Source organism: Pseudomonas sp. Z4-7, from assembly GCF_051131965.1.
In the GTDB taxonomy this organism is placed as follows: domain Bacteria; phylum Pseudomonadota; class Gammaproteobacteria; order Pseudomonadales; family Pseudomonadaceae; genus Aquipseudomonas.
Window position 1 is genome coordinate 3,805,678 of record NZ_CP071642.1, and the last position, 25,126, is coordinate 3,830,803.

22 protein-coding genes and 1 pseudogene are annotated in these 25,126 nt (G+C 63.1%); 5 read left to right on the forward strand and 18 right to left on the reverse strand.

Annotated elements, in window-relative coordinates; all coding sequences use genetic code 11:
* Positions 1-112: 112 nt before the first annotated feature.
* The 16 genes and pseudogenes from J3P91_RS17050 to J3P91_RS17125 form a co-directional block, all read right to left on the reverse strand.
* Positions 113-3,190, reverse strand: coding sequence for an error-prone DNA polymerase (locus J3P91_RS17050; protein WP_434601185.1), 3,078 nt, complete (start codon positions 3,188-3,190; stop codon positions 113-115).
* A complete protein-coding gene (locus tag J3P91_RS17055) occupies positions 3,187-4,608 on the reverse strand; it encodes a Y-family DNA polymerase (protein ID WP_434601186.1) in 1,422 nt (473 codons plus the stop codon). The genes J3P91_RS17050 and J3P91_RS17055 overlap by 4 nt, the downstream gene beginning before the upstream one ends.
* 7 nt (positions 4,609-4,615) lie before the next feature.
* Positions 4,616-5,239: a translesion DNA synthesis-associated protein ImuA gene (gene imuA, locus J3P91_RS17060; RefSeq protein ID WP_434573376.1), complete on the reverse strand. Its 624-nt coding sequence runs from the start codon at positions 5,237-5,239 to the stop codon at positions 4,616-4,618.
* Entirely contained in the window at positions 5,239-5,856 is a 618-nt protein-coding gene (lexA, locus tag J3P91_RS17065) for a transcriptional repressor LexA (RefSeq protein WP_305500270.1), read from the reverse strand. Before lexA ends, imuA begins: the two co-directional genes overlap by 1 nt.
* A 157-nt stretch (positions 5,857-6,013) precedes the next feature.
* On the reverse strand, positions 6,014-6,490 hold the full coding sequence (locus J3P91_RS17070) for a hypothetical protein (RefSeq protein ID WP_434605246.1): 477 nt from the start codon (positions 6,488-6,490) through the stop codon (positions 6,014-6,016).
* Between the two features lie 231 nt (positions 6,491-6,721).
* Positions 6,722-6,994: a DUF971 domain-containing protein gene (locus J3P91_RS17075; RefSeq protein WP_434601187.1), complete on the reverse strand. Its 273-nt coding sequence runs from the start codon at positions 6,992-6,994 to the stop codon at positions 6,722-6,724.
* Positions 6,991-7,953 (reverse strand): HEAT repeat domain-containing protein, encoded by a 963-nt coding sequence (locus J3P91_RS17080; RefSeq protein ID WP_434601188.1) that lies wholly within the window; start codon positions 7,951-7,953, stop codon positions 6,991-6,993. Before J3P91_RS17080 ends, J3P91_RS17075 begins: the two co-directional genes overlap by 4 nt.
* On the reverse strand, positions 7,950-8,798 hold the full coding sequence (locus J3P91_RS17085; protein WP_434601189.1) for an ABC transporter ATP-binding protein: 849 nt from the start codon (positions 8,796-8,798) through the stop codon (positions 7,950-7,952). Before J3P91_RS17085 ends, J3P91_RS17080 begins: the two co-directional genes overlap by 4 nt.
* Positions 8,798-9,580 carry an ABC transporter permease gene (locus J3P91_RS17090; RefSeq protein WP_434601190.1) on the reverse strand — a complete coding sequence of 261 codons (783 nt, stop codon included), beginning with the start codon at positions 9,578-9,580 and terminating at the stop codon, positions 8,798-8,800. The genes J3P91_RS17085 and J3P91_RS17090 overlap by 1 nt, the downstream gene beginning before the upstream one ends.
* Before the next feature lie 129 nt (positions 9,581-9,709).
* Positions 9,710-11,116 carry an ABC transporter substrate-binding protein gene (locus J3P91_RS17095; RefSeq protein ID WP_434601191.1) on the reverse strand — a complete coding sequence of 469 codons (1,407 nt, stop codon included), beginning with the start codon at positions 11,114-11,116 and terminating at the stop codon, positions 9,710-9,712.
* 235 nt (positions 11,117-11,351) lie between these two features.
* Positions 11,352-11,597: a 4Fe-4S dicluster domain-containing protein gene (locus J3P91_RS17100; protein WP_003180418.1), complete on the reverse strand. Its 246-nt coding sequence runs from the start codon at positions 11,595-11,597 to the stop codon at positions 11,352-11,354.
* 24 nt (positions 11,598-11,621) lie between these two features.
* Complete coding sequence (locus J3P91_RS17105) at positions 11,622-13,361, reverse strand: fumarate reductase/succinate dehydrogenase flavoprotein subunit (RefSeq protein ID WP_434601192.1); 1,740 nt, start codon at positions 13,359-13,361, stop codon at positions 11,622-11,624.
* The gene (locus J3P91_RS17110; protein ID WP_434601193.1) at positions 13,358-14,110 is read right to left on the reverse strand and encodes a GntR family transcriptional regulator; all 753 of its coding nucleotides are present in this window, start codon (positions 14,108-14,110) and stop codon (positions 13,358-13,360) included. The genes J3P91_RS17105 and J3P91_RS17110 overlap by 4 nt, the downstream gene beginning before the upstream one ends.
* Positions 14,111-14,215: 105 nt before the next feature.
* Positions 14,216-15,187 carry a Gfo/Idh/MocA family protein gene (locus J3P91_RS17115; protein WP_434601194.1) on the reverse strand — a complete coding sequence of 324 codons (972 nt, stop codon included), beginning with the start codon at positions 15,185-15,187 and terminating at the stop codon, positions 14,216-14,218.
* Between the two features lie 92 nt (positions 15,188-15,279).
* Positions 15,280-15,366 (reverse strand): annotated as a pseudogene (locus J3P91_RS17120) (AraC family transcriptional regulator); the annotation flags it as partial.
* Between the two features lie 354 nt (positions 15,367-15,720).
* A complete protein-coding gene (locus tag J3P91_RS17125; protein WP_434601195.1) occupies positions 15,721-16,605 on the reverse strand; it encodes a LysR family transcriptional regulator in 885 nt (294 codons plus the stop codon).
* Between the two features lie 129 nt (positions 16,606-16,734).
* Between J3P91_RS17125 and J3P91_RS17130 the strand changes: the two genes are divergently transcribed.
* Both J3P91_RS17130 and J3P91_RS17135 read left to right on the forward strand, forming a co-directional pair.
* Positions 16,735-18,378 carry a GMC family oxidoreductase gene (locus J3P91_RS17130; RefSeq protein WP_434601196.1) on the forward strand — a complete coding sequence of 548 codons (1,644 nt, stop codon included), beginning with the start codon at positions 16,735-16,737 and terminating at the stop codon, positions 18,376-18,378.
* A 205-nt stretch (positions 18,379-18,583) separates the two neighbouring features.
* Positions 18,584-20,206: an MFS transporter gene (locus J3P91_RS17135; RefSeq protein ID WP_434601197.1), complete on the forward strand. Its 1,623-nt coding sequence runs from the start codon at positions 18,584-18,586 to the stop codon at positions 20,204-20,206.
* Between the two features lie 63 nt (positions 20,207-20,269).
* On the opposite strand, the gene J3P91_RS17140 is transcribed toward J3P91_RS17135, so the two are convergent.
* The gene (locus J3P91_RS17140) at positions 20,270-20,677 is read right to left on the reverse strand and encodes a response regulator (protein WP_305500247.1); all 408 of its coding nucleotides are present in this window, start codon (positions 20,675-20,677) and stop codon (positions 20,270-20,272) included.
* A gap of 241 nt (positions 20,678-20,918) precedes the next feature.
* Between J3P91_RS17140 and J3P91_RS17145 the strand changes: the two genes are divergently transcribed.
* Together J3P91_RS17145 and J3P91_RS17150 are read left to right on the forward strand one after the other, a co-directional pair.
* Positions 20,919-22,865 carry a DNA topoisomerase III gene (locus tag J3P91_RS17145; protein ID WP_434601198.1) on the forward strand — a complete coding sequence of 649 codons (1,947 nt, stop codon included), beginning with the start codon at positions 20,919-20,921 and terminating at the stop codon, positions 22,863-22,865.
* Between the two features lie 561 nt (positions 22,866-23,426).
* A complete protein-coding gene (locus tag J3P91_RS17150; protein WP_305500244.1) occupies positions 23,427-23,756 on the forward strand; it encodes a hypothetical protein in 330 nt (109 codons plus the stop codon).
* 58 nt (positions 23,757-23,814) lie between these two features.
* Here the strand turns inward: J3P91_RS17150 and glsB are convergent, their stop codons facing one another.
* A complete protein-coding gene (gene glsB / locus J3P91_RS17155; RefSeq protein WP_434573347.1) occupies positions 23,815-24,723 on the reverse strand; it encodes a glutaminase B in 909 nt (302 codons plus the stop codon).
* 203 nt (positions 24,724-24,926) lie between these two features.
* Here glsB and J3P91_RS17160 point away from each other — a divergent pair, with 203 nt between their 5' ends.
* A complete protein-coding gene (locus tag J3P91_RS17160) occupies positions 24,927-25,121 on the forward strand; it encodes a hypothetical protein (RefSeq protein WP_434573346.1) in 195 nt (64 codons plus the stop codon).
* Positions 25,122-25,126 lie beyond the last annotated feature (5 nt).

Here is a 25,126-nt window from a genome sequence, read left to right on the forward strand (position 1 = left end):
AGTCCCTTGTGCTAGTGCTTCGAGCGCGGGGTGGGCAATTGGTTCATGCAGAAGCCTCTGCGCCGGTCCTGTCTGGTCCGGGGGACAGGGTGAACACTAAGGGTGTGGGTGTTCAGCGGAAATCGCGGCTGCGCACATTGATGCCCGCCAGCAATCCAGTCAGGTCGCTCAGGCGCCCGGCGATCAGGTGCCGAACCTCGCCGACACTCTCCCAGCGCCCGTCCACCCGAAGCAATTGCGAACCCACCAGAACCTTGCGTTGACGCTCGGCCAGGTCGCGCCAGACCACCACGTTGAGATTGCCGAATTCATCTTCCAGGGTGACGAAGGTCACGCCACTGGCCGTGCCCGGGCGCTGGCGGCCGGTGACCAGCCCGGCAACGCTGACGTTGCGACCGTGTTCCACCGCTTGCAATTCCCGCGAACTGCGGCAGCGCCGGGCGCGCAACTCAGGACGCAACAAGGCCAGCGGATGCGGCCCCAGCGTGGTGCCCAACGTGGCGTAGTCGGCGAACAGGTTCTCCCCCACCGTGGGCGTCGGCAAGACCACGGGCGGTTCCTCCTCGCTGGGCAAACCGGCGAACAGGCCCAGTTGTTTTTGCACCCCGGCGATTTCCCAGCGGGCACGGTGACGATCGCCGGCCATACCGCGCAACGCGCCGGCGTCGGCCAGTTGTTCCATGGCCCGGGCATCGAGTCGAGCCCGTTCGGCAAGGTCCGCCACATCGCTGAAAGGCCGCTGTCTGCGAGCCGCCTCGATACGGCGGGCATCGTCTTCACGAAAGCTCTTGATCAGGCGCAAGCCCATGCGGATCGCCGGCTGCCGGCCCTCCAGGGGTTCGAGGCTGGATTCCCAGTCGCTGGCGCGCACGTCCGTTGCACGGATCTGCAACTGATGCCGGCGGGCATCCTGGAGGATCTGGTCCGGGCTATAGAAACCCATGGGCCAACTGTTGATCAGGGCGCAGGCGAACGCCGCCGGTTCGTGGCATTTGAGCCAACTGCTGGCGTAGGTCAGCAAGGCGAAACTGGCGGCATGGGATTCCGGAAAGCCGTAGTTGCCGAAGCCCTTGATCTGCTCGAAGATCTGCGCGGCGAACTCGGGCGTGTAGCCGTTGTTCTTCATACCTTCCGCCAGGCGCTCGCGATGCGGCTCAAGGCCGCCGTGACGTTTCCACGCGGCCATCGAGCGACGCAACTGGTCCGCCTCGCCGGGCGTGTAGTCCGCCGCGACAATGGCGATCTGCATTACCTGTTCCTGGAACAACGGAATGCCCAAGGTGCGACCCAGCACTTTTTTCAGTTTTTCCGAAGGATAAGTGACGGGCTCTTCGCCATTTCGTCGCCGTAGATACGGATGCACCATGCCGCCCTGGATCGGTCCCGGCCGTACGATCGCCACCTCGATCACCAGGTCGTAATACTCCTTGGGCTTGAGCCGGGGCAACATCGCCATCTGCGCTCGGGATTCGATCTGGAACACGCCGATGGTGTCGGCGCGGCTGATCATCTCGAACGTCGCCCGATCGTCCTTGGGCAATGACGCCAATGTATACCGCACACCCCGGTAATGCGCGATCAGGTCGAAACAGCGGCGGATCGCGCTGAGCATGCCCAGGGCGAGAATGTCCACCTTGAGCAACCCGACCGCATCAAGGTCGTCCTTGTCCCACTGGATGATGGTGCGCTCGGCCATCGCGGCGTTTTCCACCGGCACCAGGGTGTCCAGCGGTTGCTGGGAAATCACGAAACCGCCGGGGTGTTGGGACAGGTGTCGGGGGAAGCCGATCAGTTGCCGGGTCAGGCTCAGCACCCGGCGCAACACCGGGCTGTCCGGGTCGAAACCACCCTCGCGCAAGCGGTCCAGGGGCGGCGCTTCATCGCTCCAGCGCCCGCAGCAATCGGCCAGCGCATTGACCTGGTCCGGCGGCAGGCCCAAGGCCTTGGCCACATCGCGCACCGCCCCGGCGCCATGGTAACTGCTGACCACCGCCGTCAACGCCGCGCGATGCCGGCCGTAACGCTGGAACACATACTGCAAGACTTCTTCACGGCGCTCGTGTTCGAAATCGACATCGATGTCCGGCGGCTCATTGCGCTCGCGGGACAGGAAGCGTTCGAACAACATGTCCGTCCGGCTCGGATCGATTTCGGTGATGCCCAGGGCGTAGCACACCGCCGAGTTGGCCGCCGAGCCTCGACCCTGGCAAAGAATGTGGCGGCTACGGGCGAAACTGACAATGTCCTGCACGGTGAGGAAGTAGCTGTCGTAGCCCAACTCGGCGATCAGCTCCAATTCCTTGTCGATCTGCACGCGCACTTTGTCTGTCGCGCCGTTCTCCCAGCGCTCGCGCAGGCCGCGCTCGGTCAATTCCCGCAGCCAGGACGCCGGATCGTGGCCATCAGGCACCAGCTCGCGAGGGTATTCGTAGCGCAACTGGCCGAGGTCGAACGTACAACGCCGGGCGATTTCCAGGGTTTCGTCGAGCAAGGCGCGTGGGTAGAGATCGGCCAGGGCCTGCAAGCTGCGCAGATGGCGTTCGCCGTTGGGGTGCAGGCGCTGGCCGGCCTCGGCCACGGTGACGTGGTGACGGATGGCGGTCATGGTGTCTTGCAAGGCACGCCGACCACGCACATGCATGTGCACATCCCCCGTGGCGACGGCGGGAAGGCCCAGGTGTCCGGCCAATGCGAGCAAGTCCGCCAGCCGCTGGCGATCGTCCTGGCCGCAATGCAACTGCACGGCCAGCCATAGTCGCCTGTTGAAAACCTGTTGGAGCCAGCGCCCCTGCTCCTCGGGCGCCTTGCCTTCGGGGATCCACAGCGCCAGCAAACCCGGCAGAGGTTCGTCGAAGTCTTCCCGGACGATGCGATAACAGCCTTTCTCGCTACGCCGCCGGGCGCGGGTGATCAGCCGGCACAAGGTCTGGTAACCCTCGAGGTTTTCCACCAGCAACACCAGTTTCGGACCGTCCTCGACCTGGATTTCGCTGCCGACGATCAGTTGCAGTCCAAGCTCCCTGGCCGCCTGCCAGGCCCGGACGATCCCGGCCAGGGTGCATTCATCGGTAATCGCCAGGGCCGCATAACCCTGCTCCTTGGCGCGGCGACACAATTCCAGGGCGCTGGAGGCGCCGCGCTGGAAACTGAAGTTCGACAGGCAATGCAGCTCGGCGTATTCGATGCTCATGCGAACCAGCCCTGCAGCCACAACGGCCCGCCCTCGCCCACCGGTCGGTAGGCCCAGCCGCGTTGCCCGGCGCGGGTTTCGATCAGGTAATAATCGCGGCGCACGTCGGCTCCGTCCCACCAGCCGGACTCGATGCGCTCCGGCCCCATGAGGATTCGCGCCTGGCCCTCAGGTAACGCCTGGGGCTCGCCGAGCAGCCAGCCGGGACGCTGGATTTCCTCGCGCAGCGGGCATGCCTGTTGCCGCGGCTGGGGAATCATCTGCCAGGCGCACTCGGGTCGATGATCGTCTCCGAATCCCAGCCCCAGCACGGCGTCATCCCCCAGGCGCGCCCGCAGCCGTTCGCGCAGTTGTTCCCAGGGCAAGGACTGTTGGGGACGCTCGTCGAACAACTCCAGGCGCTGGGGCACGAAGCTCGGCAGGTTGTCGGCACACAAGCGAAATCCGCGCACTGGCGCCTCGACCTGTACCTGTTCAAGACGACCACGGGCCAGTTCGAACAGCATCGAAGGCTCCCGCTCGGCGCTGAGCAGACCGACCTTGATCACCGTGTCCGGCAGACCGGCGTGTTCCAGATGCAAGTCGAAGCGCTGTACACCGCTGTCGCGCCCACACAGGAAAGCCGACAGGTCACCGGTCAACCGGCGCAGCGGAAACAGCAGTGCCTGATGGGACTGCACGTCGTAATTGAGTTCGATGCGCACATCAAAACGGTCCGGAGGCAGGTAGAACGACAGCGCCAGGGTACGACTGCCCGTCAGCGCGTCGAGGTGCTTGAGCACATCGGCCTCGAAGCGCCGCGCCAGGGTGTGCCGAGGCAAGGCCCGGATCTGATCCAGGCGGCGCAGGCCCATGCGCGACAGTGCCGTGGCGACGTCGGCGGCCAGACCGATGCGGTCCACCGGCATTTGCCCCAGGTACGCTTGCAAAGTTTCGCCATCGGGCACGACCAGAGCGTCATGGGCATTGGCCAACATCCGCGCCGCCACGGGGTTGGGGGCGGCGACGATGCGATGACGGAAGCCCAGTTCAGTCAGCTCGGCCCGCAACCGAGCCTCGAACACCGGCCAGGGCCCGAAGAGCCCCAGGCTCGATTCGATCTCGAACAGCACCGTGCGCGGGTAATGCACGCTGACCTGGGAACTGAAGCGGTAGGCCCAGGCCGCCAGGAATTGTTGCCAGTGCTCGATCTGCGCCGCGTCGTATTCGGCCGTGGCGAACCCTTTGCTCAGGGCCTGGGCGGCGGTCATGGTCTGGCCGGGCCGCAAGCCCAGGGCGCGCGCCGGCTCATTGACCGCTTGCAACACCCGGCGCTGGGCCGGACCGGTCAACAGCGCCAGGGGCTCGTCGGGATCGGGGCGCTGGCGCAGCGCGGCGTCCAGCGCCAATTGCGGGAAGAGGATACAGACCCAGCGCATTGCAACCTCAATGCCCCGTGTGCGTGGTGAACGCAATCGGCGCCGAACGGGCCAGTCCACCCCGGGACTTGAGCACCCGCAATTGTGCCGGGCGGGCATCGATGGCGATGCGCAAGGCCGCCGGGGATGGGTTGATCGCTTCCTGGATCGAGCGCCAGGCGAACGCCAGGGTCTGGCCGGTTTCCGCCGCGACCTGCAAGCGACGCAGAGCCCGGTCATCCGCCTGGCGCGGCCAGCACAGCACCGCGCCGCAACTGCCCGAACGCAGGCATTGTTCGGTGGCCCACAAGGCATCCCGTGGGTCGGCCTGGATGATCGACAACTGGCGCAGGTCCACCCCGGCATTTCGCCAGGCCTGGGGATAGGGCACGAACGGCGGCGCCACCAGCACGATGCGTTCCCCCGCCGCCGACAGCCGCGCCAGGGTCGGCCACACCAGTTGCAACTCGCCCACGCCCGGCGCGCCGATGAGGATTTCCGTCAACGCCGCGTCCGGCCAGCCACCACTGGGCAATGCCGCGTCCAACGCTGCATGACCGGTGGGCTGCGGGCTGGCGGCCGGCGGCGCAGGCCGGCCCCTCCAGACCTGGCCGCCATTGAACAGCGTGTCCAGCGCAACGACGGCGCCCATCAGCCTTGTCTCACCAGGCCACAGAACACGCCTTCGATCGCCAGGTCCTGGTCGGCTTCGACGATGATCGGCTGGTAGGCCGGGTTGCGTGGCAACAGGCGCACGCGCTCGCCGACTCGCTCGAAGCGCTTGATGGTCACTTCACCGTCCAGGCGTGCCACGACGATCTGCCCGTTGGCGGCCTGGGGCGTACGTTGTACACCGACCAGATCGCCATCGAGGATACCGTCCTCGATCATCGAATCGCCCTGGACCCGCAACAGGTAATCCGGCGCCTTGGTGAAAATCGCCGGGTCCAGCAACAAGCGGCTGTGGACCTCGGCATCGGCGCCAATCGGCAGGCCGGCGGCCACCCGACCCAACACCGGCACGTCCAGCAGCTCGGGGCGCGGCGGCTGGTTCAACAGCCGGATGCCTCGGGCCTGGTGCGGATTGACTTCGATGAAACCGGCTTCGGTCAACGCCAGCACATGCTTGCGCGCCACGCTGCGGGAGGCAAAACCGAACGCCTCGCTGATTTCAGCGAGGCTGGGAGGCTGGCCCTGCTCGGCGATGCGTTCGCGGATGAAGGTCAGAATGGCGGTACGGCGGGGAGTGAGAGTCGTCATGGAGTACATTTGTACTCCTGTCGGTTTTGCCTGACAAGCGCCGCCAGTCAGTTCATGGGGTGGCTGACGAGCCTGATTCTGGTGGGTTTTGCATTTCCCTGTGGGAGCGAGCCTGCTCGCGAAGGCGGTGGGTCAGCTTGCATGGATGTTTGAAGGTGAACACCTTTCACAAGGAAATACTCTTTCCCCAAGAAAAGGATAAACCCGTGGCGAGGGAGCTTGCTCCCGCTCGGCTGCGCAGCAGTCGTAAAAAACCTGCTGTTGTCCGGATGAATCCTGCTGAATGGTTTTGGGGCTGCTGCGCAGCCCAGCGGGAGCAAGCTCCCTCGCCACGGGGTTCATCGTCGTCTTTGAACAACATTCCTCCCGAGTAGGAGAATTTTTGCGAGGGCTTCAACACATTCAACATCCATGCGAGCAGTCCCACCGCCTTCGCGAGCAGGCTCGCTCCCACAGTTAGATCGGGGTATAGCTGAAGAGATGCCGCCTCGCTTTTGATCTTGATCTTGATCTTGATCTTGATCTTGATCTGGGGCGCCCCGTTAACCACGCTGGCCGAACGCAGGCATTGCGCAGTGGGCACCTCGGCATGGATGCCGAGGTAGCCGCGCTGGGCCAGGGACGGCCCTTCGCGGCGGCCCACGGAGCAATGCCGGAGTGAGGGCACACCGAGCCTAAGCGAGGTGCCGAGTGGTGGGGCAGAGCGTTTTTGGTTACTTTTGGCGCTCTTCCAAAAGTGACCCGCTGTAAGAGCGGAACCATACGCGGCCGTTACCAAAAAAAATGGAATATGTACCCAATCAGACCGCCTTCGCGAGCAGGCTCGCTCCCACAACGAATCTCCTACAAAAAATCTGCGAACAGTTGGATTCAACTAAAAACCCGCCAGATAAGCCCAGGGAAAAATCCCCCGCTCGTGCCCATCACTGAACACCAGCTGAACCCCATACCCCTGGTCATTGACCTCAACCACCCGCACCCGGGCATCGACCTGAACCGTCAGCCCTTGCAGGCGAAACGCCCGGCATTGGGCGCATGGGCATTGCCTGCGTAGCTCGACATGGTCCAGCCGTTGCTCGCGACCATCGGGCCAACTCAGCCGCAACTGGCCCTTGTCCCGGGAATTGCCGATCGTCAACGGACTCATTGCAACTGGCCCAAGGCGATGCGAACGGCCTTGCGCACTTCAGGGTCGCCATCGTCCCGGGCTGCCTGCAAGGCGGGGATCGCTCCCGAATTGTCCAACTCGCCCAACGCCAACGCCGCTTCCTTGCGCAGATTGCTGATCCGATGGCCCAGGGTTTCGATCAGTGCCGGCAACGCCTGGACATAACGCAAGCGGCCAAGACTGCGGGTGGCGCGCAGGCGCACTTGCCAGTAATCATCATCCAGGGCATCGATCAGGGCCGGGCCGGCGTCGGCGTGACCCACTTTGCCCAGCGTGGTGGCGGCCTCTTCACGCACCGTCCAGGCCGGGTCGCGCAAGGCCTGGCGCAGCGCCGGCAAGACTTGCGCATCCGCAGCCAGGCCCAGGGCGCCGGTGGCCGCGCGGCGCACTTCGCTGTCCGGATCGGCGCTGGCGAGCCGGGCCAGGGCCGGCAGAGCCTCAAGCTGCTTGAGCCAGCCCAGCACGCCAACCGCCTCGCGACGCACGCCGGCATCGGCGTCGACCAGGGCCGCGATCGCAGCCGGTGCGGCAGCGCCCAGGCGCAACTCGCGCAAGGCCCGGAACGCAGCGATGCGCACGCGGGCATCTGCGTGGGTGGTCCAAGGCAATATCACCTCCCCCGCCGCCTCGCCCTTGAGCAGGCTCAGGCTCTGGGCAGCCGCGGCCTGCACGGTCGGGGAGGGATCGGTCAGGGCCTGGCACAGGGCCGCGACCACCGGTGCGTCCTCCCAGGCTTCGAGCAAGCGCGCGGCTTCGGCCCGCACCTCGGCGCTGGGATCCTCGGCCAAACGGTCGACGAGCCACAGCAGGCCTTCGGGTTCCTCCAGGTCAGCCAGTTCGATCAGGGCGATGCGGCGCACCCCCGCGTCGTCGTCCGTCAGGCGTGGTTGCAGGGCAAGAATGTCATCGTTGTCGGTGTTTTCGAATAGAGAAGTCATAGGGCAAATCGCGGCAAGGAGGTTTCAGGAGGAAGCCCGAGGGGATTGAGGCGCGGCAATTGCCGGCCGTCTTCATGGCGCAGCAGCTCGAGGCAATGGCGTTTCAATCGGGAAAACTCAGGGCGGGTGACCAGGTCGGTGGTTCGTGGCCGGGGGAAATCAAGGCGCAGGTCCTCGATGATCCGGCCCGGGCGCGGGCTCATCACCAGCAAGCGATCAGCAAGGAACAACGCCTCGTCGATGTCGTGGGTGACGAAGACAACGGTGGTGCGGATGCGCGTCCAGATGTCCAGCAGCAGCTCCTGCATGTTCAACCGGGTCAATGCATCCAGCGCGCCGAAGGGTTCGTCCATCAGCAACAAACGCGGGCGGTTGACCAGCACCCGGGCGATCTCCACCCGTTGCTGCATGCCGCCGGACAGTTGGTCCGGCCAGTGTCCGGCGAAACCTTCCAGGCCCACCAGGGCAAGGATTTCATCGGCAGCCCGGTATCGTTCAAGCTTGCCCTGGCCGCGCATCTTCAAGCCGAAAGCGACGTTGTCGCGCACACTGCGCCACGGAAACAGGGTGTGCTGTTGGAACACCATGCCGCGCTGGGGCGACGGCCCGGCCACCGGCAGCGCATCGACATTCAGCGTGCCGGCACTGGGTCGCAGGTGCCCGGCGAGCGCGCCGAGCAACGTCGATTTGCCGCAGCCGGACGGCCCGAGGATGCAGACGAACTGGCCGGCCTCGATCTGGCAATCCAGCCCCTGCACTGCTTCGAAAGCCTGGGCGCCCTGGCCCAGGACAATGGATAACTGGCGGATATCGATCCGCCCTTCAGGGGTTTGCATCGCGCTCATCAGGCTTTTCCTCGGGGTCGGTGCCAAGGCGTGAACAGCCCGCCCAGGCGCTTGATCAACAAACTGCTGCCCATGCCCAGCACGCCGATCAGCAACATACCGACGACGATGTCGGGGTAGTTCTGCACGGTGTATGACGCCCAGGTGTAGTAGCCGATGCCGTACTGGCCGGCGATCATTTCCGCCGTCACCAGGCAGAACCAGGACGTCCCCATGCCGATGGCGAGGCCGGTGATGATGCTCGGCGCCGCGCCCGGCAGGATCACCTCCAGCAGGATCGCCCGGCGCCCTGCCCCCAGGCTTTTCGCCGATGCGACCAGTCGCCGGTCCACTCCTTCGACGCCGTGCACGGTGTTGAGCAGGATCGGGAACAGCGCACCGGTGAAGGTGATGAACACCATCGACAGTTCCGACGAGGGAAACATCAGGATCGCCAGCGGGATCCAGGCCACCGCCGGAATCGGCCGCAGCACTTCCAGCGGTGGCAGCAACAGGTCTTCGGCCCACCGGGAACGGCCGATGGCCAGGCCCAGCGCCACGCCCACCAGCAACGCCGCGCCATACCCGGCAAAGACCCGGCCCAGGCTGCTGCCCAAGTGCCGAACGAGATTGCCCGACTCGCCCAGGCCGAGCGCGGCCTCGATCACCGCCAGCGGGGCCGGGACGTTGGCGAATGTCACCAGGCCGAGGTCCCAATGGCCGTTGGCGGCGAGCTGCCAGAACAGCAGGCAGAGCAACAAGGAAGCGGCTCGCAGGAGCCAGCGTTTGGGTGATGGGTACACAAATCTATCCTCCGCAATGGACCCTGTGGGAGCGAGCTTGCTCGCGATAGCGGTATATCAGGCACTTCAACTTCAACTGACCTGACGCCATCGCGAGCAAGCTCGCTCCCACAGGGGTCGGTGTCAGGTTTATCGGGCGGCGACTGCCTGGGTGGTGGCTTCGGTAAAATCCAAGACCTTGCCGCCCTCGGCCGTGGCAAATTGCTCAGCCTGCCCTTTCAACAGGAACGCGCTGAGTTGGCCCTTGGCATCGCTGGCGAACCACGCCTGCTCGGCCAGCAGCTTGATCCCGCTGTCGCTGGCCTGGGCGTAAACGGCGCGGATGCCCTTGCCTTCCTGTTTGAGATTCGCCAGCGCGGTGAAGGCCGATTGCGCCGAGGCGTAATGACGCACTGTCGGCTCGCCGCGTACCCAGATCTGCGCCACATGGCGGGGATCGGTAATGGGCTGGCCGGTCAAGGCATCGGGGTTGCCAAGGGGCGTCTGGGCGTAGTTGCCCAGTTGCGCGGCGTAATCGAGGTTCGACGCCTTGAACGCGGCGCGGATGTACTGATCGTCGATGAAGGTGTTGAGGTCCAGGCCGCGATCAGCTTTCTTCAGCAATTTGAGGGTGTCGATCGCGGTGCCGACGGCTTGCCGGTATTCGGGTTTCCAGGTCAGGTCGCGGGTCTGTACGCCCAGCGGCCCGTGGAACAGGTAATTGACCTCGGCATCCACCCCGGTGACCTTGGCGATCAGCTCGCTGTATTTCTCAGGCTCGGCGGCCAGCAATTGATTGGCCTCGATGGTCGCGCGCAAATAAGCGACGACGATTTCCGGGTACTTTCTGGCATAGGCCTGATCCACCAGCGCGCCGTGGAAAGTCGGCGTCCTGGCCTGGGCACCGTCGTAGATCTTGCGGGCGAAACCGCGGCTGGGGAACAGTTCGGCGAACGGTACAAAATCGGCGTGGGCGTCGATCTTGCCAGCTTGCAGCGCCGAGCCGGCGACCTCCGGCGGCTGGGCGATGATGTTCACGTCCTTGAGCGGATCCCAGCCCTGGGCCGCGACGGCTCGCAGCAACATGCCATGGGCGGTGGAAGCAAACGGTACGGAAATCGTCTTGCCCTTGAGCTCGGCGAGGGACTGCACGCTCGAGGCGCTGGGCACGACAATGCCGTTGCCGCTGCCCTGGGTGCTGCCCGACAGCACGCTGATGAACAGGCTGTGCTTGCCGGCGGTCTCGAACGCCACGCCGTTGAACGCCCCAGGGAAGTCGGCCATGGCGCCGAAGTCGAGTTTGCCGGCGACCATCTCGTTGGTCAGCGGCGCGCCGCTGGTGAAATTTTTCCACTGGATGTCGTACTCGGCGTCCTTGTACGCGCCGTCGTGGGGCAGGTATTTGTCCAGCAGGCCGAGCTCGCGGATCAACAACCCGCCGGCGGCGCAGTTGATGGTGGTGTCCTGGGTACCGATGGCAATGCGGATGGTTTCTGCCTGGGCAGGCAAGGTCAATGAAGCCAGTACCAGACCGGCCAGCGCTGCACGCAATAACATGGGTGTGTCCCCTCGAATCATTGATTGGATGTTCGTCTCCGCCACGATCAGGGCGCGGTGGGAAACGAGGGGTGTTCTGAATGGTGCGTCCGGGGGTGACCGGATGGCTTTTGTGGTGCTAGGGCGGGCCTCATCGCGAGCAAGCTCGCTCCCACAGGTTCAGGGTGTACATAGCAACCGCGACTGGCCTCGATCCCCAGTGGGAGCGAGCCTGCTCGCGAAGGCGTCTATTCAGTCACCGCAGCAAATAAGGAATCTCCACTTTCACCGCCCCCGTCGGGCAGTCCTTTTCACAGGGCATGCAATACCAGCATTCATCGAACGCCATGTAGGCCTTCTGGGTGGCCGGGTTGATCGCCAACAGGTCCATCGGGCAGACATCAACGCAGACCGTGCAGCCCTTGTGGGCGATGCATTTGTCCTCGTCCACGGTGACGGGGGCATTGGAGCGGAAGAAGATTTCCTGGGGTTGATAGGCCATGGGCGTTCTCTCTGGGTGTAGGGCTCACGCCGCGTCGGCACCGAGCCGAAGCCGGTCGTAGGCCTGCAGTTCGTCGGCATCGAGGGCGATGATGTAGGGCTCGACGGCTTTCTTGAACGAGGTCATCGCGCCGTCCTCGCCTTTCTTTAAATGGCAATGGCAGAACCAGTCGCTGTCGTTGCGTTGCGGATGATCGACCCGGTAGTGGTACAACCCCCAACGGCTTTCGGCGCGAAACAGCGAGGCGCGGGCGGCCATCTCGGCGCAATCGCGGATCACGCTGACTTCCATGGCGCGCATCAATTCGTGGGCGTTGTGGGCCTTGAGCTGATCAAGGTCGCGCTGAATATCGCTGAAGCGTTGCAGGCCGATCTGCATTTTTTTGCTGACCTTCGGCGGTTGCAGGTAATCGTTGACGAAGCGGCGCAGCTTGTATTCCACCTGGGCCGGCGGCAGGCCATGCGCACGGTCGAGCGGCGCGTAGACGCGGTTTTTTTCCTGCTCGATCTGCTGAGTATCCAGTGCCGAAAAATCCTTGCCAGCGATAAAGTCCGCCGCGTTCTGGCCGGCAAACCAGCCGTAGGTGAACGCGCCGAGCATGTAGTTGTGCGGCACTGCCGCCATGTCGCCCGCCGAGTACAAACCCTTGACCGAGGTCTCGGCCCGCTCGTTGACCCACACTCCAGAGGCCGAATGACCGCTGCAGAAGCCGATCTCGGAAATGTGCATCTCCACCATCTGCGTGCGGTAATCGGTGCCCCGATTGGCGTGGAACTGCCCGCGACTGGGGCGCTCGTTGCTGTGCAGGATTTCCTCGATGTTCTGGATGGTTTCCTCGGCCAGATGATCGAGCTTGAGGAACACCGGACCGTTGCCGCCTTCGAGCTCCTGATGGAACTCCCACATCATCTGCCCGCTCCAGTAGTCGCATTCGATAAAGCGCTCGCCCTTGTTGTTAGCGGTGTAGCCGCCCAGCGGGCCGGTGACGTAGGCGCACGCCGGGCCGTTGTAATCCTTGATCAAGGGATTGATCTGGAAGCACTCCAGGTTCGCCAGCTCGGCCCCGGCGTGATAGGCCATCGCATAACCGTCGCCGGCATTGGTCGGGTTCTCATAGGTGCCCATCAGGTAGCCGGAGGCCGGCAACCCCAGGCGCCCCGCCGCGCCGCAGCAGAGGATGACGGCCTTGGCCTTGATCACATGGAAGTCGGCGGTGCGGCAGTCAAAACCCATCACACCGTTCACCGCGCCCTCCCCATCGGTCAGCAACCGGGTGCAGACCAGCCGGTTGGTGATGCTGACTCGCGCCCGTTTCAACTGGCGATAGAGGACTTTCTTGATGTCGTGACCTTCCGGCATCGGCAGCACATAAGCGCCCATGTGGTGAACCTTTTTCACCGCGTAATCGCCGGTTTCGTCCTTCTCGAACTTCACGCCCCAGCGGTCCAGTTGCTCGATCGTTTCGAAGCTGTGGGTGGCGTAGGCGTACACCGCCGCCTGGTTGACGATGCCGTCGTTGGCGATGGTGATTTCCTTGGTGTACTGCTCGGGCGTCGAATGGCCCGGGATAATCGCGTTGTTGAGCCCGTCCATGCCCATGCTGATGGCGCCGCTGCGCTTGACGTTGGCCTTGTCGACCAGCAACACCCGTAGGTCGCGGTTGCGCTCCTTGGCCTTGATCGCCGCCATGGGGCCGGCGGTGCCGCCGCCGATGACGACGATGTCGTATTCCTGTTCGAGGATATTCCTGGAGCTCTGGGTCATGCCTGCGTCCCTTTTTGCCGGTCGATCCGCAAGCGATACTGGAAGGCATCGCCACGGTAGTAGAGGTATTCGAAATCCAGCGGCTGGCCGCCGGCGTCATGGGTCAGCCGTTCGATGCGCATGACCGGCGAGCCGGGCTCGACGTCGAGTGCCTGGCACAAGTCGCTGTCGGCCAGCACCGCATCGATGGCAAGGTCGGCGTGACCGAGGGCCAGGCCACAATCGTTTTCCAGGATCAGGAAGATGTCGCGGGTCACCAGGTCGGCTTTTTCCAGACGCTCGCCGAGGGCCTTGGGCAGGTAGGTGATTTCCAGGGATACCGGCTCGCGGTTGATCAACCGCACCCGTTTGATCTGCGCGACCATTTCCCCTTCGGTCAACTTCAGGCGCTCGGCCACGATTTTGTCGGCCGCGATGAACTGGAAACTGAGCAAGCGGTTGATCACCTCAAAACCGCGACCGGTCATGGACTCGGCCAGGCCCTGCAGTGTGCTGACGTTCTGGAAGGTCTTGGGCTTGGCGACGAACGTGCCTTTGCCGTGGATCTTGAAAATCAGCCCTTCCTTTTGCAGATCGCCCAAGGCCTGGCGCACGGTGATGCGACTGACGCGAAACAGCGCGCCGAGCTCGCTTTCCGAGGGCATCTGGCTGCCTTGCGGGTATTCACCGTCAAGAATGCGCGCGCGCAGCACGTCGCGCAGTTGGGTGTGCAGCGGCACGCTGCTGAGGGAAAGAACGTTGTCGGACATGGCCCCGATCACTTGTCATAACGAGCTATGACAAGATCTTAAGAAAACTGTCCGACGCTTGGGAAATACTCTTTGAGCATTAGGTTATGCCCGCGTGGGCTCGCTTCAGCAGCGCTGGAGGATGCGGTCCATCACCCAGTCGGTCTTCAAGGCCTGTTCGGCAACGGCCGGATGCTGCGATTCGCCACGGATATGAGCATTCATGCCGAGTACATGGTGCCACTGAATATGCTCAGGATGATGAGGAATGTCGAGGCTGACGGAGGTGTCCGTACACAGTTGCAGCGGCTGATCATCGAACACCGAAAAACTGATCCGCCCTTGACTGCCGATCACTTCCACACGGTCCTCACGTCGGTCAGCAACGAAATTCCAACAGCCCATGCCCGTGGCACCGGAGGCGAAACGCCAATTGGCCACGACCGCATCTTCCGCCTGGTACAAGCCGTTCTGGCGAGCGGCGAAACCCGTTACCTCGACAATGTCCCCCAACAGGAACTGGAACAGGTCCAGGCCATGGCAGGCCAGATCAGTGAAATAACCTCCCCCTGCAATCGCCGGATCGGTACGCCAATTGACCGCTCCGTTGATATCCACCGACGACGCGGGCTTGGTCAGTGTCCAGGTCAAATGCCGGATGTTACCGATGCAGCCTTGCTCGATCCATTGCTGCACTTTGCGAAAACGCGGCAGTGAGCGCCGGTAATACGACACAAACAGATGCACCCCTGCGGCGTTGAAGACTCGCTGCATTTCCCGGCTCTGCGCGACATTGAGGGCCATGGGTTTTTCAACGCAGCAATGCTTGCCTGCGGCCGCCACCAGCAGGCTATAGCTGAAATGGCTGTCGGGCGGCGTCGCAATGTATACCGCATCGACATCGGGATCATCGACCAATGCCTGCGCGTCGGTGTAGAACCTGGCGATACCGTGGCGTTCAGCATAATCGGACACGGCCTCTAAACGTCGCCCCATCACCGCAACCAGTGCAGAACCGGGCGCCTTGTAGAAGGCCGGCCCACTCTTGCGCTCCGTCACGCTGCCACAACCGATCATGCCCCAGCGTACCGTTTTCATCGTTTGACTCATGGAATCGAGGCCACCGGGCTCCGCAATGAAGCCCCTCACAAAAGGCAGGAGTTTAATCAGACTCGGCCTGAATGTCGTGGCTACAACGTTTGCCCCTCATTGCGAAACGCACTCGGGCTCATGCCGGTCCAGCGTCGGAACGCCCGGCGGAAACTGCGCACATCGCTGATGTCATTGCCGACATGGGGCCCTCTTGGCTGCGCCTTTCTTGTTGTAGGGCAACACTAAGGCACGCCAGCGCGTCGGCTTGAGGTCATTGGGGGCCATAAAAGGGGGCTTGGGCGGCCAGCCCATTCGCTAAGCCCCCCTGTGGCGAGGGAGCTTGCTCCCGCTGGGGTGCGAAGCAGCACTGAGCCTGCCGCCCGGAAAACGGCCGATCGAGATTGAGCAACCAGCACTGCCCTTTGTGGGAACGAGCTTGCTCGCGATAGCGGTCTGTCCGTCACCTATGTGTTGAGTGTGCCGACGTCATCGCGAGCAAGCTCGCTCCCACAGTTTTTTTGGGGGGCTGTTGCATGAGCTCAGGGAAGCAACAACACCTGCTCGCGCTCGCACAACTGCACCACGTAATCCCACAACACCCGCAACCGGACGGACTTGTGCAGCTCGCGGCGAGTGCTGATCCAATAGCTGCGGCGGATGGTTTCGTCCGGCAGCAGCGGCACCAGCGTCGGATCGCTGCTGGCCATGTAGCACGGCAGCACGGCGATCCCCAAGCCCGAGCGCGCAGCCTGTTGCTGGGCAATGACGCTGGTGCTGTGGAACACCACGCGAGGGTTTCGGCAAAAGCTGTTGAGGAACATCAGCTCCTGGCTGAACAGTAGGTCATCGACGTAGCCGATCCAGGCATGGCGGGCCAGATCCTCGCGACTGCGTAACGGTGGCGAACGGTCCAGGTAAGCCCGGCTGGCGTAGAGCGCCAGGCTGTAGTCGGTGAGCTTGCGGGTCACCAGCAGGTCGGCCGCCGGGCGTTCGAGGTGAATGCTGATTTCCGCCTCGCGGTTGAGGATGCTGACAAACCGCGGCACGGCCACCAGTTCCACTTCAAGCCCCGGATAGCGCTGGAACAAGCCGTCCATGCGACTGGCGAGGAACATGATGCCCAGCCCTTCCGTCACGCCGAGGCGGATCTTGCCGAGGGGCGCGCTGGATTGGGTGATGTCTTCCTGGGCGAGCAACGCGACGTTCTCCATGGCCTCGGCATGCTTGAGCAGCGCTTCTCCGGCCGGAGTCAATTCATACCCTTGGGCGTGCTGGACAAACAACGCAGTGCCGAGGCTTTTCTCGATCGCCTCGATGTGCCGCGCCACCGTGGCATGGGTGGTGTTGAGCCGTCGCGCGGCCGTCAGCAGGCGGCCGCTGCGTTGCAGTTCGAGGAAGTAGCGCAGGTCATTCCAGTCGAACATGAGCCATCCTTGAATCGCCTGAAGTCATGACTGTTCATAAACGCACAGCCGCTGCGCAAAAACTAACATTCTTTTGACGAAAACTAACAACTAGGATGAATCCCACAAGAACAAAAAATGAGGTCGCGAATGCAACCTGTCGTCGATGAATACGATTACGTAATCGTGGGCGCCGGCCCTGCCGGCTGTCTGCTGGCGAACCGGCTTTCGGCCAGTCCGCAACACCGGGTGCTGTTGCTCGAAGCCGGCGGGCGGGACAATTATCCGTGGATCCACATCCCGGTCGGCTACCTGTTCTGCATCGGTAACCCACGCACCGACTGGTGCTTCAAGACCGAAGCGCAACCCGGCCTGCAAGGGCGCGCCTTGAGTTATCCGCGCGGCAAGGTGTTGGGCGGCTGTTCGTCCATCAACGGCATGATCTACATGCGTGGCCAGGCGGCGGACTACGACGGCTGGGCCGCCGAAGGCAATGTCGGCTGGGGCTGGAAGGATGTGTTGCCGCTGTTCCGGCAGAGCGAAAATCACTTCGCGGGGGATTCCGAGCTTCACGGCGCAGCCGGGGAATGGCGAGTCGAACGCCAGCGCCTGTCATGGCCGATTCTCGATGCCTTCCGCACCGCCGCCGAACAGAGCGGCATCCCCAGCGTCGAGGATTTCAACGGTGGCGACAATGAAGGTTGCGGCTACTTCCAGGTCAACCAGAAAGCCGGGGTGCGCTGGAACGCGGCCAAGGCCTTCCTCAAACCGATTGGCAATCGCCCCAACCTGACGGTGCTGACCGACGTCGAGGTTGATCGGGTGTTGCTGTGTGACAACCGCGCCGACGCCGTCAGCGCCCGCTGGCAGGGCAAGAACATGAGCTTCAGGGCGCGCAAGGAAATCGTCCTGTGCGCCGGCGCCGTCGGCTCGCCGGGCATCTTGCAGCGCTCCGGGATCGGCCCGCGCAACCTGTTGCAGCGTCTGGGCATCGGCGTTGTGCATGAACTGCCCGGCGTCGGTGGCAACTTGCAGGACCACTTGCAACTGCGGCTGATCTACCAGCTGGAAAACGCCCGCACCCTGAACCAGATCGCCGGCACCCTGTGGGGCAAGATGGGCATGGGCCTGCGTTACCTGTACGACCGCAGTGGCCCGCTGTCCATGGCCCCCAGCCAACTCGGCGCGTTCGCCCGTTCAGGACCGGAACAGGCCTCGGCCAACCTCGAATACCACGTACAACCGTTGTCCCTGGAACGTTTCGGCGAACCGCTGCACAGCTTCCCGGCGTTCACCGCGTCGGTGTGTGACCTGCGCCCGATGAGCCGTGGTCGCGTGGACATCCGCTCGGCCGATCCTCATGAGGCGCCGTCGATCCAACCCAATTACCTGAGCCATCCCGAGGACCTGCGGGTCGCCGCCGACGCCATCCGCCTGACCCGCAGAATTGTCGCCGCGCCGGCCCTGAGTGCTTTCAAACCGGTGGAATATCTGCCAGGCCCGAGCCTGCAGACCGAGGAAGAACTGCATCAGGCCGCCGCCCGCATCGGCACGACGATTTTTCATCCGGTGGGCACCTGTCGCATGGGCCAGGACGGCGAGGCGGTGGTGGATGCGCAACTGCGCGTCCACGGCATCAAGGGCCTGCGCATCGCCGACGCCTCGATCATGCCGCGCATCACCTCGGGCAACACCTGCTCGCCGACGCTGATGATCGCCGAGAAGGCCGCACGGATGATGCTTGAGCCGGCCACCGTGGGCGCTACGCTGCAGAAGGAGCCCGCCACGGTCTGAAAATCGCCGAGTTCCATGTGGGAGCGAGCTTGCTCGCGATAGCGGCGGAACATTCACCACATCGGTGACAGACAGACCGCCATCGCGAGCAAGCTCGCTCCCACAGGGGAAATGAGTAGGCCAAGGAAGTGCGTCAAATCAGGAGACGCCCCAACCCGGCGTCGACAGTGGAACAACAAAAACAATCACTGTGAGGGATACCGCTATGTCTGAACATGTTCAGCCCCTGGAAGCCACGCGCAGCGCAGGCACCAGTCAGGAAACCCAGAAAGTCATCTTCGCCTCGTCCCTGGGGACGGTGTTCGAGTGGTACGACTTTTTCCTCTACGGCGCCCTCGCGGCGGTGATCAGCAAGCAATTCTTCGCCGGGGTGAACGACACCACGGCGTTCATTTTCGCCCTGATGGCTTTCGCCGCCGGTTTCATCGTGCGGCCCTTCGGGGCGCTGGTGTTTGGTCGGCTGGGGGACATGATCGGGCGCAAGTACACGTTCCTGGCAACCATCGTGCTCATGGGCCTGGCGACCTTCTGCGTCGGCCTGCTACCCAACTACGCGAGCATCGGCATCGCCGCGCCGATCATCCTGGTAGTATTGCGCATGCTCCAGGGTCTGGCCCTGGGCGGTGAATACGGCGGCGCGGCGACCTATGTGGCCGAGCATGCACCGATGGGCAAGCGCGGCTTTCATACCAGCTGGATTCAGTCCACCGCGACACTGGGCCTGTTGCTCTCGCTGCTGGTGGTGCTCGGTTGCCGTTACTTCACCGGTGACCAGTTCGAAGTCTGGGGCTGGCGCATTCCGTTCCTGCTGTCGATCCTGCTGCTGGGCATCTCCACCTGGATCCGCCTGAGCCTGCACGAGTCGCCGGCCTTCCTGAAGATGAAAGAAGAAGGCAAGTGCTGCAAAGCGCCGATCCGCGAGTCCTTCGGCAAATGGGAAAACCTGAAGGTGGTGCTGATCGCCCTGTTCAGCATCAATGCCGGGCAAGCGGTGACCTTCTACGCCGCGCAATTCTACGTGCTGTTCTTCCTCACCCAGTTTCTCAAGATGGACCCGGCCCTTGCCAATAGCCTGCTGATTGTCAGCGTGGTGATCGGCGCGCCGTTCTTCATCTTCTTCGGCTGGCTGTCGGACAAGGTCGGGCGCAAACCGGTGCTGATGATCGGCCTGCTGCTGGCGACGGCGTTGTACTTTCCGATCTTCAAGACGCTCGCCCATTACGCCAACCCGGCCATCGACCTGGCGAGCCGCCAGGCGCCGATCACCGTCGTCGCCGACCCGGCCACCTGCACCTTCCAGTTCGACCCGGTGGGCAAGGCGCGTTTCGACAGCCCTTGCGACAAGGTCAAGACCTTCCTGGTCAAGCAAGGCCTGCCCTACACCAGCGTCGCGGCACCGGCCGGCAGCACCGTGCAGGTCAGCGTCGGCGACGTGAAACTTGAAGGCTACGACGAAGCCGCCCTGCGCGGCGCGGTGACCCTGGCGGGCTACCCGCAACAAGCCGATGCCCAGCAGATCAACCGGCCGATGATCGTCGCCCTGATCGTGGCGCTGATCATCATTTCGGCGATGTGCTACGGCCCGCTGGCGGCGCTGATGGTCGAACTGTTCCCGACCCGCATTCGCTATACGTCGATGTCCCTTCCGTACCACATCGGCAACGGCTGGTTCGGCGGTTTCCTGCCAACCGTGTCGTTCGCCCTGGTGGTCTACACCGGGGATATTTTCTACGGCCTGTGGTACCCGGTGGTGATCACCGGCGTGAGCCTGGTGGTGGGGATGATCTGCCTGCGGGAAACTCGCAACGTGGACCTCGATACCAACTGAGCACCCATTGGACCCTTTGTGCCGAGGGGGTCTATCCCCTCGCCACAGGTGCTGTGGTCACTTTCAGTGTACCGAGTGGCTCTTGACCGTGCTCTCCACCAGATCGAGCATCTGTCCCAGCGCCCACGGCTTGGCGATGAACGAGGCCTGGTGCTTGATCCCCGCGCTTTCCGGCGTCTCGAAGCCCGACATGATCAGCAGCGGTATCTGTGGCCAGCGGTCCCCGGTCAGGTTGGCCAGGTCCGCTCCATCCATCGCCCCGGGCATGGTGATATCGGTCAGCAGCAGGTCCACATAGTCGGCGCTCTCCTCCAGGAACGTCAGCGCCGAATCTGCGCTTTCCCGAGGCTCGACGACAAACCCTTCCTCTTCCAGGATTTCGCACAGAAACTCCAGGATGGTCGGATCATCCTCAACGACGAGAATCAAACGTGTGGTCGCCTGTCCGTTGCCCTTCGGCATCGAATTCATGAAAGTGACTCTCCTTGATTCCATTAGCTTGCTTTGCGGTTTCAGCCGCTCTGCAAGTTATGAGCGACGCCCTTGCGAGAAATTCATTCTGCTTGTGCAGACAACCGCCGGGCGTTGCGCCAAACGGCCCGTTGCAACGCAGCGCAACGTTTTATCTGTATATCCATACAGATAAAGCTTGCCGCGACGCCGATCCCTGACCATGCTAGCGCCCCATGAAACCTGCTTAGGAAGAGGCGTTATGCGGCTGTACCTGTGTGAAAAACCGTCCCAGGCCAAGGATATCGCCGCGGTACTGGGCGCCACGCGACGCGGCGACGGCTGCTGGCTGGGCGCGAACGTCACGGTCACCTGGTGCATCGGTCACCTCCTGGAGACGGCCCCGCCCGACGCCTACGATGCCCGCTACAAGCGCTGGGTGCTGGCCGACCTGCCCATCGTGCCGGCGCAATGGAAGATGACCGTCAAACCGAAAACCGCCGGCCAGTACAAAGCGGTCAAGCGCTTGCTGGGCGAGGCAACCGAACTGATCATCGCCACCGACGCCGACCGCGAGGGCGAAATGATCGCCCGCGAGCTGGTCGAGCATTGCCGCTATCGTGGGCCCATCCAGCGCCTGTGGCTGTCGGCGCTGGACGAAGCATCGATCCGCAAGGCCCTGGCCGCCCTCAAGCCCGGAGCGGAAACCTTCAACCTCTACCACTCGGCCTTGGGCCGCTCTCGGGCCGACTGGCTGATCGGCATGAACCTGAGTCGCCTGTTCACGCTCCTTGGGCGTCAGTCCGGCTATCAGGGCGTGCTGCCGGTAGGCCGCGTGCAGACACCGACTTTGCGGCTGGTGGTAGACCGCGACCGTAGCATTGCCGATTTCGTCCCGGTCGCCTACTGGGCCATCGACGTGCGACTGAGCCACGCCGGCACGGCCTTCACCGCCCAGTGGCGCGCCGATCCGGATGCCTGCGACGACCAGGAGCGCTGCCTGAACCAGGCCCTCGCTCGCGATGCGGCACAAGCCATGGGCAATGCCGCTACCGCCAGGGTGATCAAGGTCCGCACCGAACGGCTGCGTGAGGCCGCGCCGCTGCCGTTCGACCTGGGCACGCTGCAGGAGGTCTGCTCGAAGAAGCTCGGCCTTGGCGCCCAGGAAACCCTGGACATTGCCCAGTCGCTCTACGAAACCTACAAGCTCATCACCTATCCGCGCAGCGATTGCGGTTTCCTGCCCTTGAGCCAGCACGGCGAAGCACCCGCCATTCTCGCCGCCCTCGCCCAGGCCGACCCGGGCCTCGCGCCGCTGCGCGAGCACCTGCAACCGCAACGCAAATCCCGCGCCTGGAACGATGCCAAGGTCAGCGCGCACCACGGTATCATTCCCACGGCCGCGGCGAAGAACCTCGACAAGCTCGCCGGCAAGCAACGGGCCGTCTATACGCTGATTCGCGCGCGCTACCTGGCGCAGTTCCTGCCCAACCATGAATACGACCGGACCCAGGCCGACTTCGATTGTGCCGGCCAGGCCCTGCGAGCCGTCGGCAAGCAGATCATCGACCCCGGCTGGAAACGCGCCCTGCCCGAAGCACTGGCGCCCGCACGCGGCCGCGAAGCCCCCGCGCCACAAACCCTGCCGCCGCTGGCCGAAGGCCGCGATTGCAATGTGGACGAGGTGATCCCCAAGGATCTGTGGACCCAGCCGCCCAAGCCGTTTACCGAGGGCGACCTGATCAAGGCGATGAAAAATGTCGCCAAGCTGGTGGAGGACCCGCTGCTCAAGCAGAAGCTCAAGGACACCACCGGCATCGGCACCGAAGCAACCCGAGCCTCGATCATCCAAGGTCTGCTCGATCGTGGTTACCTGGTAAAAAACGGCAAGGCCCTATCCGCCACTCCAGCGGCGTTCAGCCTGATCGACGCGGTGCCTCGGGCGATCGCCGACCCCGGCACCACAGCCATCTGGGAACAGGCCCTGGACATGGTGCAGAGCGGTGAGATGAGCCTGGAAGAATTCGTCACGCGACAAGCCGCCTGGATGAGCAAGCACGTCGCCCGCTGCCAAGGCATGAGCCTGACCATCAATGGCCCGGCCAGCCCCGCCGGACGTGGCTCGGCGCCGTGGAAGAAAAAACGCAAACCAGCCAAGCGCAAGGCTGACGGCGCACCGCGCAAAGCGGGCAAGGCCAAGGCCACCTGAACCCACTGAGTCCCTTCGTGGCGAGGGAGCTTGCTCCCTCGCCACGGCAAACCAATCTCAGCCGGTTTTTCATACCCAAACCATTTTGTCCGACAATATGTAGTGACCAAAGATAATCACTACAAAACCGTTGACGCCTCCGATTTGCCCTTGCATGATGCAGACGTCTCCCCGATCGGGAGTACGGTAAATGTTTGAGCAAGCTCGTCTGACCGCCGAGCTGTTTTTTTGATAAGGGACTGCCCACAAGGCAGATTGAAGGTGCTGACCTGGCAAGACCGTCCGGTAACAAGGACGAGAAACGCTGGCGATCAATCCTCATGACGCATGGGCTCGACTGTCAAAAGTCGACACTGACCTGAAGATTCTTCGCTGTTTCTCATCGTTGTAGCGCATTTGCGTAGCAGCCCTTCGATAACACTACACAACCGATGCACGACCCCGTCGGATTCGACGGACGAGCGCTGACGACCTGTTTTCGGTAGCAGGCAGGCAATTTACCGAACAGCGAAGTTTTGCGAACCACCAGACAGATCAACCAAATGGTCAAGGGGCTTACACATGAATCTGAATAATCAACCATCTATTGATGAACTGGCTCGCATGTTCGCAGCACACAAGGACACCCTGGATAGCCATATCCTGTGGATCAGCAAGACTGGCCAGGTCCATATGGACTGCCTCTCGCCTTTCACCCAGGAAGAAGAATTCGAGAAAAGCCAGGAAGACCTGTGCGCCCGGCTGAAGATGTACCGTCGCGGCCAAGGCTACGTCGGCAAGAAAGCCGCCGCCGACAAGGACTTCATGGGCCGCGTGCTGCAAACGCTGACCCAGGCCTGGCAGTCGGTGCAGAACTCTGCCGAGGTCCGGGTCATCGACCGCCTCTGCTGACATTCCACTAACACAAAGGGCCCGCTCCTGCGTCAGGAGCGGGCCCTTTTTTTGGCTTCTAGAAAACCGACCAGCCGATCCGTTGGCTGAGCAGTTCCAGCGCGGCCATGCCGGCCAGGGAGTTGCCAGCGGTATTGAGTTCCGGCGACCAGACGCAGACGCTGAACTGCCCGGGCACCACCGCCACAATCCCGCCGCCCACGCCGCTCTTGCCAGGCAGGCCAACGCGATAGGCGAAGTTGCCGGCCTCATCGTACAAGCCGCTGGTGGCCATGATGGAGTTGACTTGCTGGGTCTGGCGAGCGCTAAGGATCTGCTCACCGCTGTGCTTGCAAAAACCATCGTTGGCCAGGAAGCAGAACGCGCGGGCCAGGTCGATGCAGTTCATTCGCAGCGCGCAATGGCTGAAATAGCTGCGCAATACCGCTTCCACGTCGTTATGGAAATTGCCGAAGGACTGCATCAGATAAGCCATCGCTGCGTTGCGGGCGCGGTGCTGGTATTCCGACTCGGCAACCTTGCCGTCTACCATCACCTGGGGATTGCCCGACAACCGTCGGACGAAATCGCGCATCGACAACGCCGGGGCGGCGAAGCGTGACTGGTTGATATCGCAAATCACCAAGGCACCGGCGTTGATGAACGGATTACGCGGCCGGCCGCGCTCGAATTCCAGTTGCACCAGGGAATTGAAGGGCTGGCCAGACGGCTCATGGCCCAAGCGCTCCCAGATGGCTTCGCCGGAATGCTCGATGGCCTGCACCAGGCTGAAAACCTTGGAAATACTCTGCACCGAGAACGGCGTCTCGGCATCGCCCGCGCAATAGATCTCGCCATCGTTGCTGTACACGGCAATGCCGAGTTGATTGGCCGCCACGGTGCCGAGGGCAGGAATATAGTCGGCCACCTTGCCCTGACCAATCAGGGGGCGAACCGCATCGAGGATCTCGTTCAACAGTGCTTGCATGTGCGCAGGGGTCCGGTCATTCCCCGTTCGAGTGCGGGGATACAGACGCTAGACGCTGGTGGGTGGGGTCAGAGCACACTGAGTTGCCCGAAAAAAACCGTGGCCAGGAGCAAGCTCCCTCGCCACAAAAGCAATGATGCGAGGGCGCTTGTGGTGAAATCCTGCGGTCTATAGTCAAGAATCAATCCGCAGGGAGGTAACCGATGCGCCAGATTATGCAAAAGGAACCCTGGTGGGCCGCGCCGCCCCGGCCTGGGCAGGATGAAAGTGAATTGGAATGGGGCTGGCTGGTGGTCTACAGCGAAGGCGAGCCGCGTTTCGAGTTCATCAAGGAGCGTCCCACGGACGAACAGATCCGTCAGCGCAAAGGCTGCCGGGTCACACTCGGGTCCGAGTGACCGCG